The sequence below is a fragment of the Flavobacterium sp. genome (assembly GCF_046073885.1).
In the GTDB taxonomy this organism is placed as follows: domain Bacteria; phylum Bacteroidota; class Bacteroidia; order Flavobacteriales; family Flavobacteriaceae; genus Flavobacterium.
The window spans coordinates 33,977-47,998 of sequence record NZ_JBJTND010000007.1 but is presented as its reverse complement, the minus strand read 5'-3'; the positions used below and the strand labels follow the sequence as shown (position 1 = coordinate 47,998).

General features: G+C 32.5%; 16 protein-coding genes. 7 read left to right on the top strand and 9 right to left on the bottom strand.

What is annotated here, in order from left to right; all coding sequences use genetic code 11:
* On the top strand, positions 1-958 hold a 958-nt coding region (locus ACKOWY_RS00775; protein ID WP_408939537.1), incomplete at its 5' end, for an aminotransferase class V-fold PLP-dependent enzyme.
* 10 nt (positions 959-968) lie between these two features.
* On the top strand, positions 969-1,526 hold the full coding sequence (locus ACKOWY_RS00770; protein WP_408939536.1) for a methyltransferase family protein: 558 nt from the start codon (positions 969-971) through the stop codon (positions 1,524-1,526).
* Positions 1,527-1,611: 85 nt separating this feature from the next.
* Here the strand turns inward: ACKOWY_RS00770 and ACKOWY_RS00765 are convergent, their stop codons facing one another.
* A complete protein-coding gene (locus ACKOWY_RS00765; RefSeq protein ID WP_408939535.1) occupies positions 1,612-2,679 on the bottom strand; it encodes a branched-chain amino acid aminotransferase in 1,068 nt (355 codons plus the stop codon).
* 190 nt (positions 2,680-2,869) lie between these two features.
* Between ACKOWY_RS00765 and ACKOWY_RS00760 the strand changes: the two genes are divergently transcribed.
* From ACKOWY_RS00760 to mnmD, 3 genes are read left to right on the top strand one after another with little or no spacing between them, the layout of a single operon-like run.
* On the top strand, positions 2,870-3,361 hold the full coding sequence (locus ACKOWY_RS00760; protein ID WP_408939534.1) for a DUF4920 domain-containing protein: 492 nt from the start codon (positions 2,870-2,872) through the stop codon (positions 3,359-3,361).
* Between the two features lies 1 nt (position 3,362).
* Complete coding sequence (locus tag ACKOWY_RS00755) at positions 3,363-3,803, top strand: hypothetical protein (RefSeq protein WP_408939533.1); 441 nt, start codon at positions 3,363-3,365, stop codon at positions 3,801-3,803.
* Between the two features lie 3 nt (positions 3,804-3,806).
* Positions 3,807-4,469 carry a tRNA (5-methylaminomethyl-2-thiouridine)(34)-methyltransferase MnmD gene (gene mnmD, locus ACKOWY_RS00750; protein WP_408939532.1) on the top strand — a complete coding sequence of 221 codons (663 nt, stop codon included), beginning with the start codon at positions 3,807-3,809 and terminating at the stop codon, positions 4,467-4,469.
* Here the strand turns inward: mnmD and ACKOWY_RS00745 are convergent, their stop codons facing one another.
* Positions 4,470-5,411, bottom strand: coding sequence for a LysR substrate-binding domain-containing protein (locus ACKOWY_RS00745; protein WP_408939531.1), 942 nt, complete (start codon positions 5,409-5,411; stop codon positions 4,470-4,472).
* Positions 5,412-5,534: 123 nt separating this feature from the next.
* On the opposite strand from ACKOWY_RS00745, the gene can reads away from it, so the two are divergent.
* Complete coding sequence (gene can, locus ACKOWY_RS00740) at positions 5,535-6,176, top strand: carbonate dehydratase (protein WP_408939530.1); 642 nt, start codon at positions 5,535-5,537, stop codon at positions 6,174-6,176.
* A 67-nt stretch (positions 6,177-6,243) separates the two neighbouring features.
* Here can and ACKOWY_RS00735 read toward each other — a convergent pair whose 3' ends face one another.
* From ACKOWY_RS00735 to ACKOWY_RS00720, 4 genes are read right to left on the bottom strand one after another with little or no spacing between them, the layout of a single operon-like run.
* On the bottom strand, positions 6,244-7,206 hold the full coding sequence (locus ACKOWY_RS00735) for a sodium-dependent bicarbonate transport family permease (protein ID WP_408939529.1): 963 nt from the start codon (positions 7,204-7,206) through the stop codon (positions 6,244-6,246).
* Positions 7,207-7,237: 31 nt separating this feature from the next.
* The gene (locus ACKOWY_RS00730) at positions 7,238-8,197 is read right to left on the bottom strand and encodes an L-threonylcarbamoyladenylate synthase (protein WP_408939528.1); all 960 of its coding nucleotides are present in this window, start codon (positions 8,195-8,197) and stop codon (positions 7,238-7,240) included.
* A gap of 7 nt (positions 8,198-8,204) precedes the next feature.
* Positions 8,205-9,041: a DUF6671 family protein gene (locus tag ACKOWY_RS00725; protein WP_408939527.1), complete on the bottom strand. Its 837-nt coding sequence runs from the start codon at positions 9,039-9,041 to the stop codon at positions 8,205-8,207.
* Positions 9,041-9,319 carry a hypothetical protein gene (locus ACKOWY_RS00720; protein ID WP_408939526.1) on the bottom strand — a complete coding sequence of 93 codons (279 nt, stop codon included), beginning with the start codon at positions 9,317-9,319 and terminating at the stop codon, positions 9,041-9,043. The genes ACKOWY_RS00725 and ACKOWY_RS00720 overlap by 1 nt, the downstream gene beginning before the upstream one ends.
* 94 nt (positions 9,320-9,413) lie before the next feature.
* Here ACKOWY_RS00720 and ACKOWY_RS00715 point away from each other — a divergent pair, with 94 nt between their 5' ends.
* Positions 9,414-10,331 carry a LysR family transcriptional regulator gene (locus ACKOWY_RS00715; RefSeq protein WP_408939525.1) on the top strand — a complete coding sequence of 306 codons (918 nt, stop codon included), beginning with the start codon at positions 9,414-9,416 and terminating at the stop codon, positions 10,329-10,331.
* Here ACKOWY_RS00715 and ACKOWY_RS00710 read toward each other — a convergent pair.
* From ACKOWY_RS00710 to ACKOWY_RS00700, 3 genes are all read right to left on the bottom strand, one after another.
* The gene (locus ACKOWY_RS00710) at positions 10,328-11,521 is read right to left on the bottom strand and encodes an LETM1-related biofilm-associated protein (protein ID WP_408939524.1); all 1,194 of its coding nucleotides are present in this window, start codon (positions 11,519-11,521) and stop codon (positions 10,328-10,330) included. The two genes, ACKOWY_RS00715 and ACKOWY_RS00710, sit on opposite strands and share 4 nt — an antisense overlap.
* Before the next feature lie 94 nt (positions 11,522-11,615).
* On the bottom strand, positions 11,616-12,140 hold the full coding sequence (locus ACKOWY_RS00705; protein WP_408939523.1) for a superoxide dismutase family protein: 525 nt from the start codon (positions 12,138-12,140) through the stop codon (positions 11,616-11,618).
* 56 nt (positions 12,141-12,196) lie between these two features.
* Positions 12,197-13,987 (bottom strand): acyl-CoA dehydrogenase family protein, encoded by a 1,791-nt coding sequence (locus ACKOWY_RS00700; protein ID WP_408939522.1) that lies wholly within the window; start codon positions 13,985-13,987, stop codon positions 12,197-12,199.
* Positions 13,988-14,022: the final 35 nt, after the last annotated feature.

The following is a 14,022-nucleotide window of genomic DNA, read 5'->3' as shown; positions in this document are numbered from 1 at the left end:
ATTAAAAAAATTACTTGAAAAACATAAAGAGAGAAACTTTAAAATTGCTTCTATAACATCTTGTTCCAATGTTACAGGAATTAAAACGCCTTATCATCAAGCAGCTAAATTGATGCATCAAAATAATGGAGTTTGTTTTGTAGATTTTGCTTGTTCAGGTCCTTATGTGAAAATTGATATGCACCCAACTGATAGCGAAAGTTATCTTGATGCTATATTCTTTTCTCCACATAAATTTCTTGGTGGACCTGGAACTTCAGGTGTTTTAGTTTTTAATAAAAACTTATATAAAAATAGTATTCCTGATTGTCCAGGTGGAGGAACCGTAAGTTGGACCAATCCTTGGGGAGAGCACAAATACATTGATAATATTGAAGATCGCGAAGATGGCGGAACACCTGGTTTTTTGCAGGTTATAAAAACAGCATTGGCGATTCAACTTAAAGAAAAAATGGGAGTTGAAAATATTTTGAAACGCGAACACGAATTGGTTTCATATATTTTTGATGCCCTAAAAGAAAATCCAAATGTTGTTTTATTGGCGGAAGAAACCCAAGATCGATTGGGCGTTATTTCGTTTTATATTAAAGATTTGCATTTTAATTTGGGTGTGAAATTATTGAACGATAAATTCGGAATACAAACTCGAGGCGGTTGCAGTTGTGCCGGTACTTATGGGCATTATTTACTGCATGTAGATCAAGAAACTTCGAATGATTTAGTGTGCCAAATTACCTCAGGCGACTTGATTAAAAAACCAGGATGGATACGAATGTCAGTGCATCCAACAACCACAACCGAAGAGATTATTTTTGTTTGCAACAGTATTAACGATTTAGCAAACAATTATCAGGATTGGATAGGAGAATATGAATACGATAGTAAAACCAATGAGTTTTTTCATAAAAATGCTATCCATTCCGAAAAAGAAATGGTAAGCAACTGGTTTTCTGTTTAAATAAAAGACTATGAATTTATTTAATTGGGTTTGTTTGATTTGGATTTCTTCAGAAATATTAATTAACAGCTTTCTTCGTTCGAATAATTCGGATAAGCAGTCTGCCGATAAAAATTCATGGTTAATCATTTGGTGTCAAATAATAGCATCCAACATAATTTCGGTATATCTTTCTGCAAACACCGATTTTTTAATTGTGAATTCTAAATGGATTAGCGTAATAGGTTTGGTGCTAATGTTATTTGGAATTGGATTCCGATTACTTGCAATTAAGCAATTAGGTCGTTTTTTTACTGTTAAAGTAACCATTCGGGAAGACCACCAATTAATGCAATCGGGATTGTATAAATACATGCGACATCCATCTTACACAGGTTCTTTAATTACTTTTTTTAGTTTCGGATTGGCATTAAACAATTGGCCTAGTCTGGCTATTGTTTTTTTTCCAACAGTTTATACAATGCTATATCGAATTCGTGTAGAAGAAAAGGTACTAATGGAACAATTTGGTGGAAAATATATTACTTATAGTAATAAAACCAAGAGATTAATCCCGTTTATTTATTAATCAAAAAAGCGATTCTCAATGAAAATCGCTTTATATTCTTATCTAATAATCTAAGAAGTCTAATATTCTAAGAATTCTAATTAATCTATACTTTAACCGTCCAGCCAAAAGTATCTTCCGCTTTGTTGTATTGGATATCTGTTAGTTTTTCTTTCAATTGTTTTGCAAAAGTTGCTTCAATTTTTGGAAGTACATATTCAGTTTCTTGGTAAGAAAAAGAGCTAATCGGACTAATTACTGCTGCAGTTCCTGCGCCAAAAATTTCTTTTAAACTTCCATCTTTAGCAGCATTTACAAGTTCTTCAACAAGTACAGAACGGATTTGAACGTCTAAACCTTCACGTTTAGCTAGGTCAATTAAACTCTTTCTGGTAACTCCGTCTAAAATTCTTTCACTTGTTGGTGCAGTTAATAAAGTGTCGTTTATTCTAAAAAACACATTCATCGTTCCCGCTTCCTCTAGTTTAGTGTGTGTAGCATCATCGGTCCAAATAATTTGTTGGAACCCTTTTTCATTAGCTAATTTAGTTGGGTAAAATTGTGCTGAATAGTTTCCGGCTGCTTTTGCAGCGCCGATTCCACCATTTGCCGCACGGCTATAATGCTCGGCAATAATTACTTTTACTTCACCAGAATAATACGATTTAGCTGGAGATAGAATAATCATAAATCGATATTGCGTAGAAGGTTGGGCAATAACTCCTGATCCAACCGCAATCATAAAAGGACGAATGTATAATGTGTTTCCGATTCCTTTTTTTACCCAATTGCGTTCTAAGTCGATTATGGTTTTTAAACCGTCAATAAAAATATTTTCTGGAACTTCTGGCATGGCCATACGTACCGCCGATTTATTAAAACGGTGAAAGTTTTCGTCTGGACGAAATAACCATACTTCATCTTTATCGTCTTTATACGCCTTCATCCCTTCAAAAATGGCTTGACCATAATGAAATACTTTAGCCGAAGGGTCAATCATAAAAGGTTCGTAAGGCTTAATAACAGGCTTTTGCCATGATCCTTCTTTGAAATCACAAACCAACATGTGGTCGGTAAATACATTTCCAAAAGCAAGATTTTCAAAATCAATGGTATCGATTTTAGAAGAAGCAGCTTTTATTATTTCAATTTCTAGAGTATTGTTTAAACTCATCCGGCTTAATTTACAGTATTAGCACTATTCAAGAAATTGAAAAACAATTAGTTGTTTAGTGGGTTGTGATTTTTATAATTAATTTGCAAAACTACTAAAAAAATGAATATTTAAATTAAAAAAAAAGAAACAATATTTAGTGTTTCTATTTAATAACTGTTTATTTTTGTTTTAATAAAAATGAATAATTATGAAAAATATAATTTGTGTTATTGCTGCAGTTCTTTTAGTAACTAGCTGTAATAAGAAAGTAGAAGTAAAGCAAGAAGAAAAAGTGGGCTCTTACGCAAAATTTGGAGATAGCATTTCCCCTGATGGTGCTATAAGTAAGGAGGATTTGTTAACAAAATATACTTCTTTAAAACCAACGGATACCCTTGAGATTAAAGTAGCTTCGAAGATTGTTGATGTGTGTCAAAAGAAAGGATGTTGGATGAATGTCGATTTAGGTTCTGGTAAAACAGCCTTAGTTCGTTTTAAGGATTATGGTTTTTTTGTTCCAAAAAACGCTTCAGAAAGTGAAGTAATTCTTCATGGAAAAGCTTTTGTTGAAGTTACTCCAATTAGTGATTTGAAAGAATATGCTAAAGATGCTGGAAAATCTCAAGCAGCAATTGATAGTATTGTTGCACCAGAGACCAACTATTCTTTCATGGCAGATGGTGTTTTAATTAAAAAATAAGATGCGAAATATTCTAATCTTATTGTTGGTAATTTGTTTTTTTTCTTGTCAGAAAAAAGAAAAAAGTACTTCAGAAAACAATGAATCTTGTACTAAAGAGAAAAAGTTTGAAATGTATGAGTTGTCAGAAATGGCATCACTCATGGAACAGATGTATGCCTACAATTTGCAAATAAAAAATAAAATTGAAAAAGGAGAGCCGGTAGGAAATTACCCAGGGTTTTTCAATAAAATTTATACGGCTAAATTTACCGACAGTACTGATAAAGATCCTTTTTTTGATGCCAATGCTAAAGCTTACATTGCTGCTCAAAAATTGATTTATTCTGATCCAGAAAATGTAAAACAAAATTTTAATGCAGGTGTGAAGGCTTGCATTACATGTCATCAAGGTAAATGTGGAGGCCCAATTCCGAAAATTAAAAAATTATTTATCCCTTAATTCTTGAAACGCGAAATAATTAAAACCCAAGATGGTTCTACAACCATTCATTTGTTGGAATGGGAGGAAAGCTATCATTCTAAGCACGGCGCTATTCAAGAGGCGTACCATGTTTTTATCAAAAGTGGATTTGATTTATTTGAAGAAAAACCACTATCCGTTATAGAAATTGGATTTGGCACTGGATTGAATGCCTTTATTACTTTCATTGAAGCAAAAAAAAACAATAAATCAGTTGAATATACAGGTGTTGAAGCGTATCCTGTGCTTCTTGAAGAGGCACTATCAATGAATTATGTTACAGAATTACATGCATCAGATAATCAATCGGTTTTTGAAACGATGCACCAAATATCATGGAATGAGACGCATCAATTATCAAGTAATTTTAAATTAACCAAGCGCCAACAATTCTTTCAAGAAATTAATGATTGCAACCAGTTTGATTTAATTTATTTTGATGCTTTTGGTTTTCGGGTTCAACCCGAATTATGGTCATTGGAAATCTTTCAAAAAATGTATGTTGCATTAAAACCTGGCGGAGTGTTGGTAACGTATGCTTGCCGATCATCAATTAAAAACGCCATGCTAGAAAGCGGATTTCAAGTTGAAAAATTGCCAGGTGCTCCTGGAAAACGAGAAATGCTTCGAGCAAGAAAAATATAACTACTTGGTCGCCTTCGGACTTACAATTTGTACGTTTTGAAAAACGATAGCTCCTTTTACAACTCCAGCAATTGTATCGCGTAACGCGTCAATAATATGAATTTTTAATTCGTTTTTTGGATATATTAAACTCACTTCACGTGCTGGTTTTGGTTCTACAAAGTGACGTAATTTGGCTTGGTCCTTTTCTTTTAAATCCAAAGTGTGAAGGTAGGGTAATAAAGTAGTTCCAAGTCCTTCATCGGCAAGTTTGATTAAAGTCTCAAAGCTGCCGCTTTCAATTTTGAAATGGTTGTTCTCTAAGTTCTTATCACTTTTGCATAAGTTTAATATACTGTCTCTAAAACAATGTCCGTCTTGTAGTAATAGAATTTCATCAAGATTTAAATCGTTTATTTCAATTTCTTTTTTACTATAAACGCCATGATTTTCAGGAATGTAAGCTACAAAAGGTTCGAAATATAATACAATTTCTTTAATTTTTTCTTCATTTAATGGAGTAGCAGCAATTGCTGCATCAAGGTGGCCATTGTTTAATTTGAAAATAATATCCTCGGTATGAAGTTCCTCGATAATCAATTTAACTTTTGGATATTTTTTAATGAAATTATTTAAAAACATCGGTAACAATGTAGGCATTATTGTTGGGATGATTCCCAATCGAAATTCCCCACCAATAAACCCTTTTTGCTGGTGTACAATATCTTGTATACGATCAGCTTCATTTACAATATTCTTTGCCTGGTTAACAATTTTCTGACCAATTTCGGTTAGTTGAATCGGTTTCTTGGTGCGATCAAATATTTGAACACCCAATTCTTCTTCTACTTTTTGAATTTGCATGCTCAAAGTGGGTTGTGTAACAAAACATTTTTCGGCAGCTAAAGTGAAATTTTTATGCTCGGCAACTGCTAGTACATATTGTAATTGTGTGATGGTCATCTGTATAATATATTTTTATGCAAATATAAAACCTATCAATTTAATTTATAGTTAAAAATACCACTATTTCATCTTTTAATTCATATAAAGTCTTAATTTTATAAAATAATTTTGAATATACCTATGAGTGATTTTTACAAAAAGATATTAGACAACAACAAGAAATGGGTTGAAAGTCAATTGTCTTCAGATCCAGAATATTTTAAGGATTTAGCAAAAGGTCAGCAACCTCCGTTACTTTGGATCGGTTGTTCAGATAGTAGAGTACCTGCTAATGAAATAATAGGCGCTAAACCAGGTGAAGTTTTTGTTCATAGAAATATAGCCAATATGGTGATTCATAGCGATATGAATATGCTTAGTGTTTTAGATTATGCTGTAAATGTATTGAAGGTTAAACACGTTATTGTATGCGGGCATTATGGATGTGGAGGGGTGAAAGCAGCTATGGGAAATCAATCTATAGGTTTAATTGATAACTGGATTCGTCACATAAAAGATGTATATAGAATTCATGAAAATTATTTAAATGCTTTTGAAGATGAGGAAGAGCGATTTAATAAATTTGTTGAAGTGAATGCGCAAGAACAAGTATTTGATTTGGCCAAAACTTCTATTGTTCAAAATGCATGGCGCAATGGTCAAGAGTTAACCCTGCATGGTTGGACTTATGGATTGAACTCGGGATATGTTACCGATTTAGGTGTTAATATGAGTTCTAATGAAGATTTAGATGATGTATATCAATTAAAGTTTTCAAATTAATAAATTAAAAAGCTGTATTGAAAAATACAGCTTTTCTTTTTAAACAAAATAAATTAACATAAAAAATTTACCAATTTTGAATAATTGATAAATATATTGGCATTCCAAAAGTTATATTAAAAGGAAATGTTACTGCTAAAGCCATTGGTAAAAATAAACCCGGATTTGCCTTTGGCGCTACAATTTTCATTGCTGCAGGAACAGCAATATAAGATGCACTTGAAGCAAGTATTGAGAAAATAAATCGGTTTCCAATATCATCTGTAATTAAATGGCTTACTAATGCAACAACGCAACCATTTATTAATGGAATGATTACTGCAAACAAAGCCGTAAACCATCCGCTTTTAAAAAAATCATTTAATTTTTTTCCACTCACAATTCCCATATCTAATAGGAATATTGCAAGGAATCCTTTAAAAATATCGGTAGTAAAAGGTTTAATTCCCATAGCTTGTTGCTCACTAGCTAAAAGTCCAATAATTAAACTTCCTAATATTAATAATACGCTACCATTGGTAAAAGAATGTCGAATCACTGTACCAAATTGTGAAGTTTTTTCATTTTCTTTTGAATACATGCGCATCAAGATAACTCCAACAATAATTGCAGGTGCTTCCATTAAAGCCATTACAGCAACCATATGACCTCCAAAAGTATATTTTTGAATTTCTAGGAAACTAACTCCAGTAACAAAAGTTACTGCACTTACTGAGCCATAGGAAGCGGCAATTGCCCCCGAATTTTCAATGCTAAATTTTCTTTTTAATATAAAAAAACAATAGATAGGAATCACAATGGCAACAGTTACTCCGAATAAAATAGACCAAATAATTTCAAAATTAAACTGACTATGTGCTAACTCTTGCCCTCCTTTAAAACCAATTGAAAATAATAAATAGATTGAGATAAATTTAGAAGTATTATTAGGAATTTCTAAATCGCTTTTTAAACGGGTTGCTACAATTCCTAAAATAAAAAATAATAAAGCTGGATTGGTTAGATTATCGGTTAATAAATTTAAGTTCATAGTTTATGTTTTATATTTATTGATTATGATATTAATTCTTGCTAGCTCTTGCTAATCGGTCGTTTATTGATTTTCCTAGATCATAATCAGGTAATTTTTCTATAAGAATTAAATCTAAATTTAATCGATCCAATTGATGCATTGAACTATATAAATTACTGCTTGCTTCTTTGAAATCCCCGGTTTTTGACAAGATAATAGTATGTTCGATTTGATTGTTCTCTGTTATTTTATCAAATGTTATAAGTCCTATTTTTTTTCCTTGATTTTTAGAAATAACAAGCTCAATTTCAGATGTTACTATTGTTTTTGTCTTAGGAGCATAATGCCTAGAGAGCATTCCTGGAGCACTTGGATTAGTTTCATTTTGATTGATTATTTGAACCTTTCCAATTTCATTTTCTATTTCTTCAATAGATAGTGCACCCAATCGATAAATTATCGGATTGTTATTTTCAAATCCAATTATTGTAGATTCAATTCCGTTGGTACATGGTCCTCCATCAAGTATGAAGGGTAATTCATTTTTAAAATATTCTGAAACATGATTTGGATTAGTTGGACTGATTGATCCGAACGGATTGGCGCTTGGTGCCGCTACAGGAAAGTCTAAATTTTCAAGTAATTTGAGTGTTAGTGGATGATTCGGAATTCGAAGTCCTACGGTATCTTTACCTGCAGTAATTAGATCCGGAATTCTTGGTTGTTTTTTTAGTACTAAAGTTAAAGAGCCAGGCCAAAATTTGTTGGCAAGTAAGTAAGCCTTTTCAGGAATATCTCTGGCAAATTCTTCCAATTGATTGCAACTATGAAAATGAACAATTAAAGGATTGAAATGAGGTCTTTTTTTTAATTCAAAAATTGATTTCACCGCTTTTTCACTAAAAGCATTTCCAGCTAATCCATAAACAGTTTCTGTTGGGATAGCAATCAATTTTTCCTCATTTATTAATTGAATTGCTTTAGATATTTCACTTGATAGTATTGACATTTTTTTTCTAGGGATTACAAAAATCACAGTAAGCTGGATCTTCTATTGTTTTATTATTTGGAAATAATTCTTCTTTTTGGAAATGACATTTTTTGCACTTATAGCTATAGCTAAGGGTTGATTTTGTTGGATTGTTACACCAACCGCACTTTAATCCGGTATTAACCTTGCTAACTGAAAATCCAGGAAAATCACAATTCGGACATTTGCTTTCTATTGATTCTACTAATTTTATTGCAACATTCTCAATTACTTTCATGCGTTTTGGATTAAAACTAGCGCGCATATCGGTTTCAATGTAAACACTTCCGTATTGATTAATTAGTTTGTTAAACGTATTTAAAAGTTCATTTCTATCGGTGATACCTTTGTAAATATCATTTGTGTTATTTTTGGAGGGCCTCAAAATCAAACCGTGTGAAGGAAAATTCGATTTTTCTGCAAAGGCAAATAACTCTTCCTCATTATTGAGTTCTGAAGCATTAAAATTTGTGTCAATACTGATTTCTCTTGCTATTACCTCTATATTGTTTTTAGCATCTATAAAAAGCAATAGCTCGTCATCTGCAGGAGCAAAAAATAAGCTTGGATGCATCCCAAAAGATCCTTCGCTAGCTATTGCTAAATCGCAATTATTTGCTTTCATGGCTATTTCACATTTCTTTTTTAGCGTTGTAAAAGCATCGTCTTTTCGTTCAATTTCACCCGAGAATGTTCCTAATTCATCTGTGTCAAAATTGTTTGTAACAAAGCATTGAACTTCAAGTTTTTTTTCAAAAATAGGAGCTATCACTTTTTCTTTATTGTGCTTTGTAGCAATTAGAAGACGTCTGCCTTTATACATTATTTTTGAATATTAATTTCTACTGTACTTTCGATTTTTAATTTCCATTGATTTTTTTCTGCTAAATCAACTAATTCTTCGATCATTTTCTGGGCATTTTGTAACTCACTAATTCTTTTTTGAGAATTTGACAATACATTATTGAATCGAATATGATTGCTAAAGTCTTCAAGATTGTGATAATTTATTTTATTGTTAATCAATGAGATGATGATTTTTTTTGCTTCTTTTGAATTGAAAACACCATCTATCAATTTGAAATTTTTATTGGTTTCCATATTTTAGAATTACTTTTATTCTGCTTGACAAAATTCTATAATTTAATTCATATATTTTTATTTATATTTGTAATGTTATATATAAAAAATATTTATGAATTATACGTTACATCAATTACAGGTTTTTTTAAAAATAACTCAAACGAAAAGTATAACAAAGGCTGCGGAAGCGTTACATCTTACCCAGCCAGCAGTGTCAATTCAGTTAAGAAATTTTCAGGATCAATTTGATATTCCACTTACAGAAATAGTAGGTAAGCAATTGTATGTGACCGATTTTGGTAGGGAAATAGCATTGGCAGCAGAAAACATTATTAATGAAGTTCATTCCATAAATTATAAAACCCTGGCCTATAAAGGCATTTTATCTGGTAAATTAAAAATATCAGCTGTTTCAACGGGTAAATACGTTATGCCTTATTTTCTTTCCAAATTTATAAATGTAAATTCCGGAATTGAATTTGAAGTTGATGTAACCAACAAGGCTAAAGTCATTAAATCTTTACTTAATAATGAAGTAGATTTTGCTTTGGTTTCTACTGTTCCAGATGATATTAAAGTAGAATCGGAGTTGCTAATGAAAAACGATTTGTATTTAATCGCCAATAAAGACTTTGATTCAAGACTAACAATTAAAGATATGTTGAGTCAGATTCCTTTATTATACAGAGAAACGGGTTCTGCAACTCGAATTTCAATGGAAAACTTTTTATTAGCTAATAAAATTAATCCCAATACCAAGATTCAATTAACATCTAACGAAGCTGTGAAACAAGCTGTAATTGCAGGATTGGGTTTGTCAATCATGCCATTAATTGGAATTAAAAATGAATTAGAAAATGGCGAATTAAAAATTGTTCCGGTTCCGAAATTGCCAATTACCACTAATTGGCGTTTAATTTGGCTTAAATCAAAAAAAATGAGTCCGGTTGCAAACGCCTATTTGGAATTTGTGAAACAAAACAAAGAGGAAATTTATAGCAATAGTTTTTCGTGGATTGAATCCTACTAATCTTCTAAATTTTCATTAAAAGCAGAGGGTAATATTTGCGGAATAAATTTAATTAAAATAGGTAATAGCAAACTCCCACCTGGAAGTAAAAAGATAGTTAAGGAAGGCACGCTTTTGCAAATGTCTAACAATTGTTTTTTTACTTTCTTTTTTTCGGATGCATCCAAATCCCTTTTAGTTGATTGCATAATTAAATGCATTAACTCCTTGCTTTCAACTATTTCCTTAGATAATCTGTTTTTATTTCGTTTAATTAAAAACTCAACGCTAGAAGTAGTTTGTTCATAGAAGTGCTTAACCGGGTTTGAATAATTAAAATATTGAATTTCAGACTTGTAAGCGGTGATAAAATCCGTTATATCCTGAATACTCTCTCTTGTAATTTCATCCGACAATTGAAGTATTTGCGCAACTTTATGTAAAAAATAAGATTCTTCATTGTCTAATATTCCGTCATTCCAAACAGTTAATCCAGCCATATCTAACAAATAGAATTTTTCTAAATCATCTTTAAAATAATCTAAAGGCAATTGTTCAATGGTTTGAATGTCTACTTTTGAAAATTTAGTATACCGAAGTGAAGCATCAAATAGTTTTATCAATAAATCGTCATTTGAAGTTTTAACCGTTTTTATTTGTAGTGCTAATGAAACCAAACTAATTATTGATTCTTCCGTTTTTTTTAAATACTTCTCCGGAATTTCATCATTAAATAAGTAGTGTCTGTAAGCTAAAATGTCTACAAATAAAATGGCATTGGTGACAATATGAGAAAAATTACGACTGATAATATCTTTATTGGTTTGGACTCTTTCTTCAATAATACTTTCCAATCTTGAACTATCTGAAGAGGGAAGTAGTTTATCCAAAATTCCAAATCCTTTGGGTGTCATTTTTTCATAAAAATGAACTGTTTTGTCTATAAAGTCTTTTTTGTCTATTTGCTTTGTAGTGAAGTAATAGGTTTCAAATAATGTATTAAGCAAGGCAATTTTAGATACTTCTTCTGGATCCCATTGTGATATGGTATGTTCGGAATTGTTGTTTATGCTAACAATATGACCGTAAATAAAACCTGTTTTACGAATGTTTTTATAAAATGACAAAGAATCCGTTGCAGAACAAGGGAATGTGTTGGAAAGTTCCAAGAAATACTTTTCTATCCAACCATTTGCCGAAGGGTTAATCATAAAAACAATTTTGCATTACAAATCTAGGATAATTTTAAATAAAAAATCGTTATCTAAATTAATAAATAACGATTTTATAATGGAGATTTAATAACTACTTTATTATTCCGGTGCATGCCACTCTAGCGCCTGCGTTTCCTGTTGGTTGCGTTACAAAATCGTCTGCTTTATCGTGTACGATTAAACCTTTTCCTAAAATATTTTTGGTTACATCACCACAGCCAATGCACCATTCCTCTGTTTTTAATGTGATGGTTCCATTACCATTTTCATCAGCAGTAAAGTTTCCAATATCGCCTTTATGGTGTTCGGCATCGGTCCATTTTCCATGTTTTACATGCAATGGATTCCAATGTCCGCCAGCAGATGTAGCATCGCCAGCCGAACAATCAGCTTTTTCATGAATGTGAATAGCATGAACCCCCGGCTTTAATCCGGTAAGTTTCGCTTCAAAAGTAACCATCCCGTTTTTTTCTTTAAATGTTGCAGTTCCTGATACGGTGCTGCCACTTTTTGGTTCAAGTGTTATGGTTAAAGCATTTGCTTTGCTTGAATTTCCAGATTTACAGGCAACTATAATTGCTAAAACCGCTATTGAAAGAAGAAGTATTTTTTTCATTTGATTTATTTTTATCAAAGTTAGCTAAATAGTAGTCTATTATATTTAAAAGTTGCTTAAAAACAATAACTATTTTCGGCTACTAATTTAGATGTGATTTTTTCTCTTAATGCTACAATATTCGGCATGTTAGTGTATTTCGTAAATCTTCGTAATCCCATTAACATCATTCTCTGTTCGTCGCCTTCGGCAAATGAAATAATACTTTCTTTACCTCGTAATGCCACAATATCAACAGCTTTGTATAAATACAACTGAGCCATTGCTATTTGTTCTTCCACTTTAGCTTCGCCTTCTTTTTTAGCTAATTTTTCAGTACGAAGTAGGGTGCTTTCTGCCGTATAGATTTCGATTAACATATCGGCAGCAGCCATTAATAACTGTTGGTGCGAATCCAATTCCATTCCGAATTTTTGAACCGCAGCACCAGCAACCATTAAGAATGCTTTTTTTAATTTGGCAATCATTTCTTTTTCTTCCGAAAATAACTCCGAATAATCAGGTGTATCAAAGGATGGAATTCCCATTAATTCTTCTTGGACTTTCATGGCTGGACCTAACAAATCAACATGGCCTTTCATAGCTTTTTTAATCAACATTCCTACAGAAAGCATTCTGTTAATTTCATTAGTCCCTTCATAAATACGAGCAATACGCGCATCGCGCCAAGCACTTTCCATCGGAGTGTCTTCCGAAAAGCCCATTCCACCATAAATTTGAATTCCTTCATCGGCACAATTTTGAACATCCTCCGAAACGGCTACTTTTAGAATTGAACATTCGATGGCAAATTCTTCAACTCCTTTTAATTCGGCTTCTTGGTGTGATGTTCCTTCTGCGATACGAGCATTGATCCGATCCTCGATTGATTTTGCAGCACGATAGGTGGCGCTTTCTCCCGCATAAGCTGAAGTTGCCATTTCGGCTAATTTATAACGAATTGCTCCAAATTGTGAAATGGGTGTATTGAATTGTACTCGTTCGTTAGCATAATTTATAGCATTGGTAGTGACTCTTCTTTGAGCATCCAAACAGGCGGCTGCCAATTTGATTCGGCCTACATTCAAGGCATTCATTGCAATTTTAAATCCGTTTCCTCTTTCGGAAAGCATATTTTCAAGAGGTACTTTCGTTTCGTTAAAGAAAACTTGACGGGTAGAGGAGGCCCGAATTCCTAATTTATGTTCTTCTTCTCCAAATGTTATTCCGTTTGTAGCATCATTTTCAACAATAAAACCAGTTATGTTTTTATCATCATCTATTCGTGCAAAAACAATAAATAACGAACAAAAACCGGCATTGGAAATCCACATTTTTTGTCCGGTGATTTTATAATGTGTGCCATCTTCCGATAAAACTGCTTTGGTTTTACCTGAATTGGCGTCACTTCCCGCACCAGGCTCGGTTAAGCAATAAGCTCCAAACCATTCGCCTGAGGCTAATTTTGGTACGTACTTTTGCTTTTGCTCTTCAGTTCCGTAAAGGGTAATTGGCATGGTTCCAATTCCGGTGTGGGCACCAAAAGCCGTTGAGAACGAACCTGTTGCACCCGAAATATAATCGCATACCAAACAAGTATCTACAAATCCCATTCCCATTCCTCCATAATTTTCGGGAACAGCAACACTTAAAAATCCCATTTCACCGGCTTTTTTCATAAGCTCTTCGGTGAGTTTAAAGTCCTTGCTTTCAAATCGGTTTTTGTTTGGCCAAATTTCTTTTTCCACAAATTCTTTAACCGAATCACGCATCATTAATTGTTCTTCCGAGAAATCTTCTGGCGTAAAGACATTCTCGCATTTGGTTTCTTTAACCAAAAATTGTCCACCTCTTGTTATATCGCTCATAATTCTATTTTTTTAATATTTATACGCAATCTTGT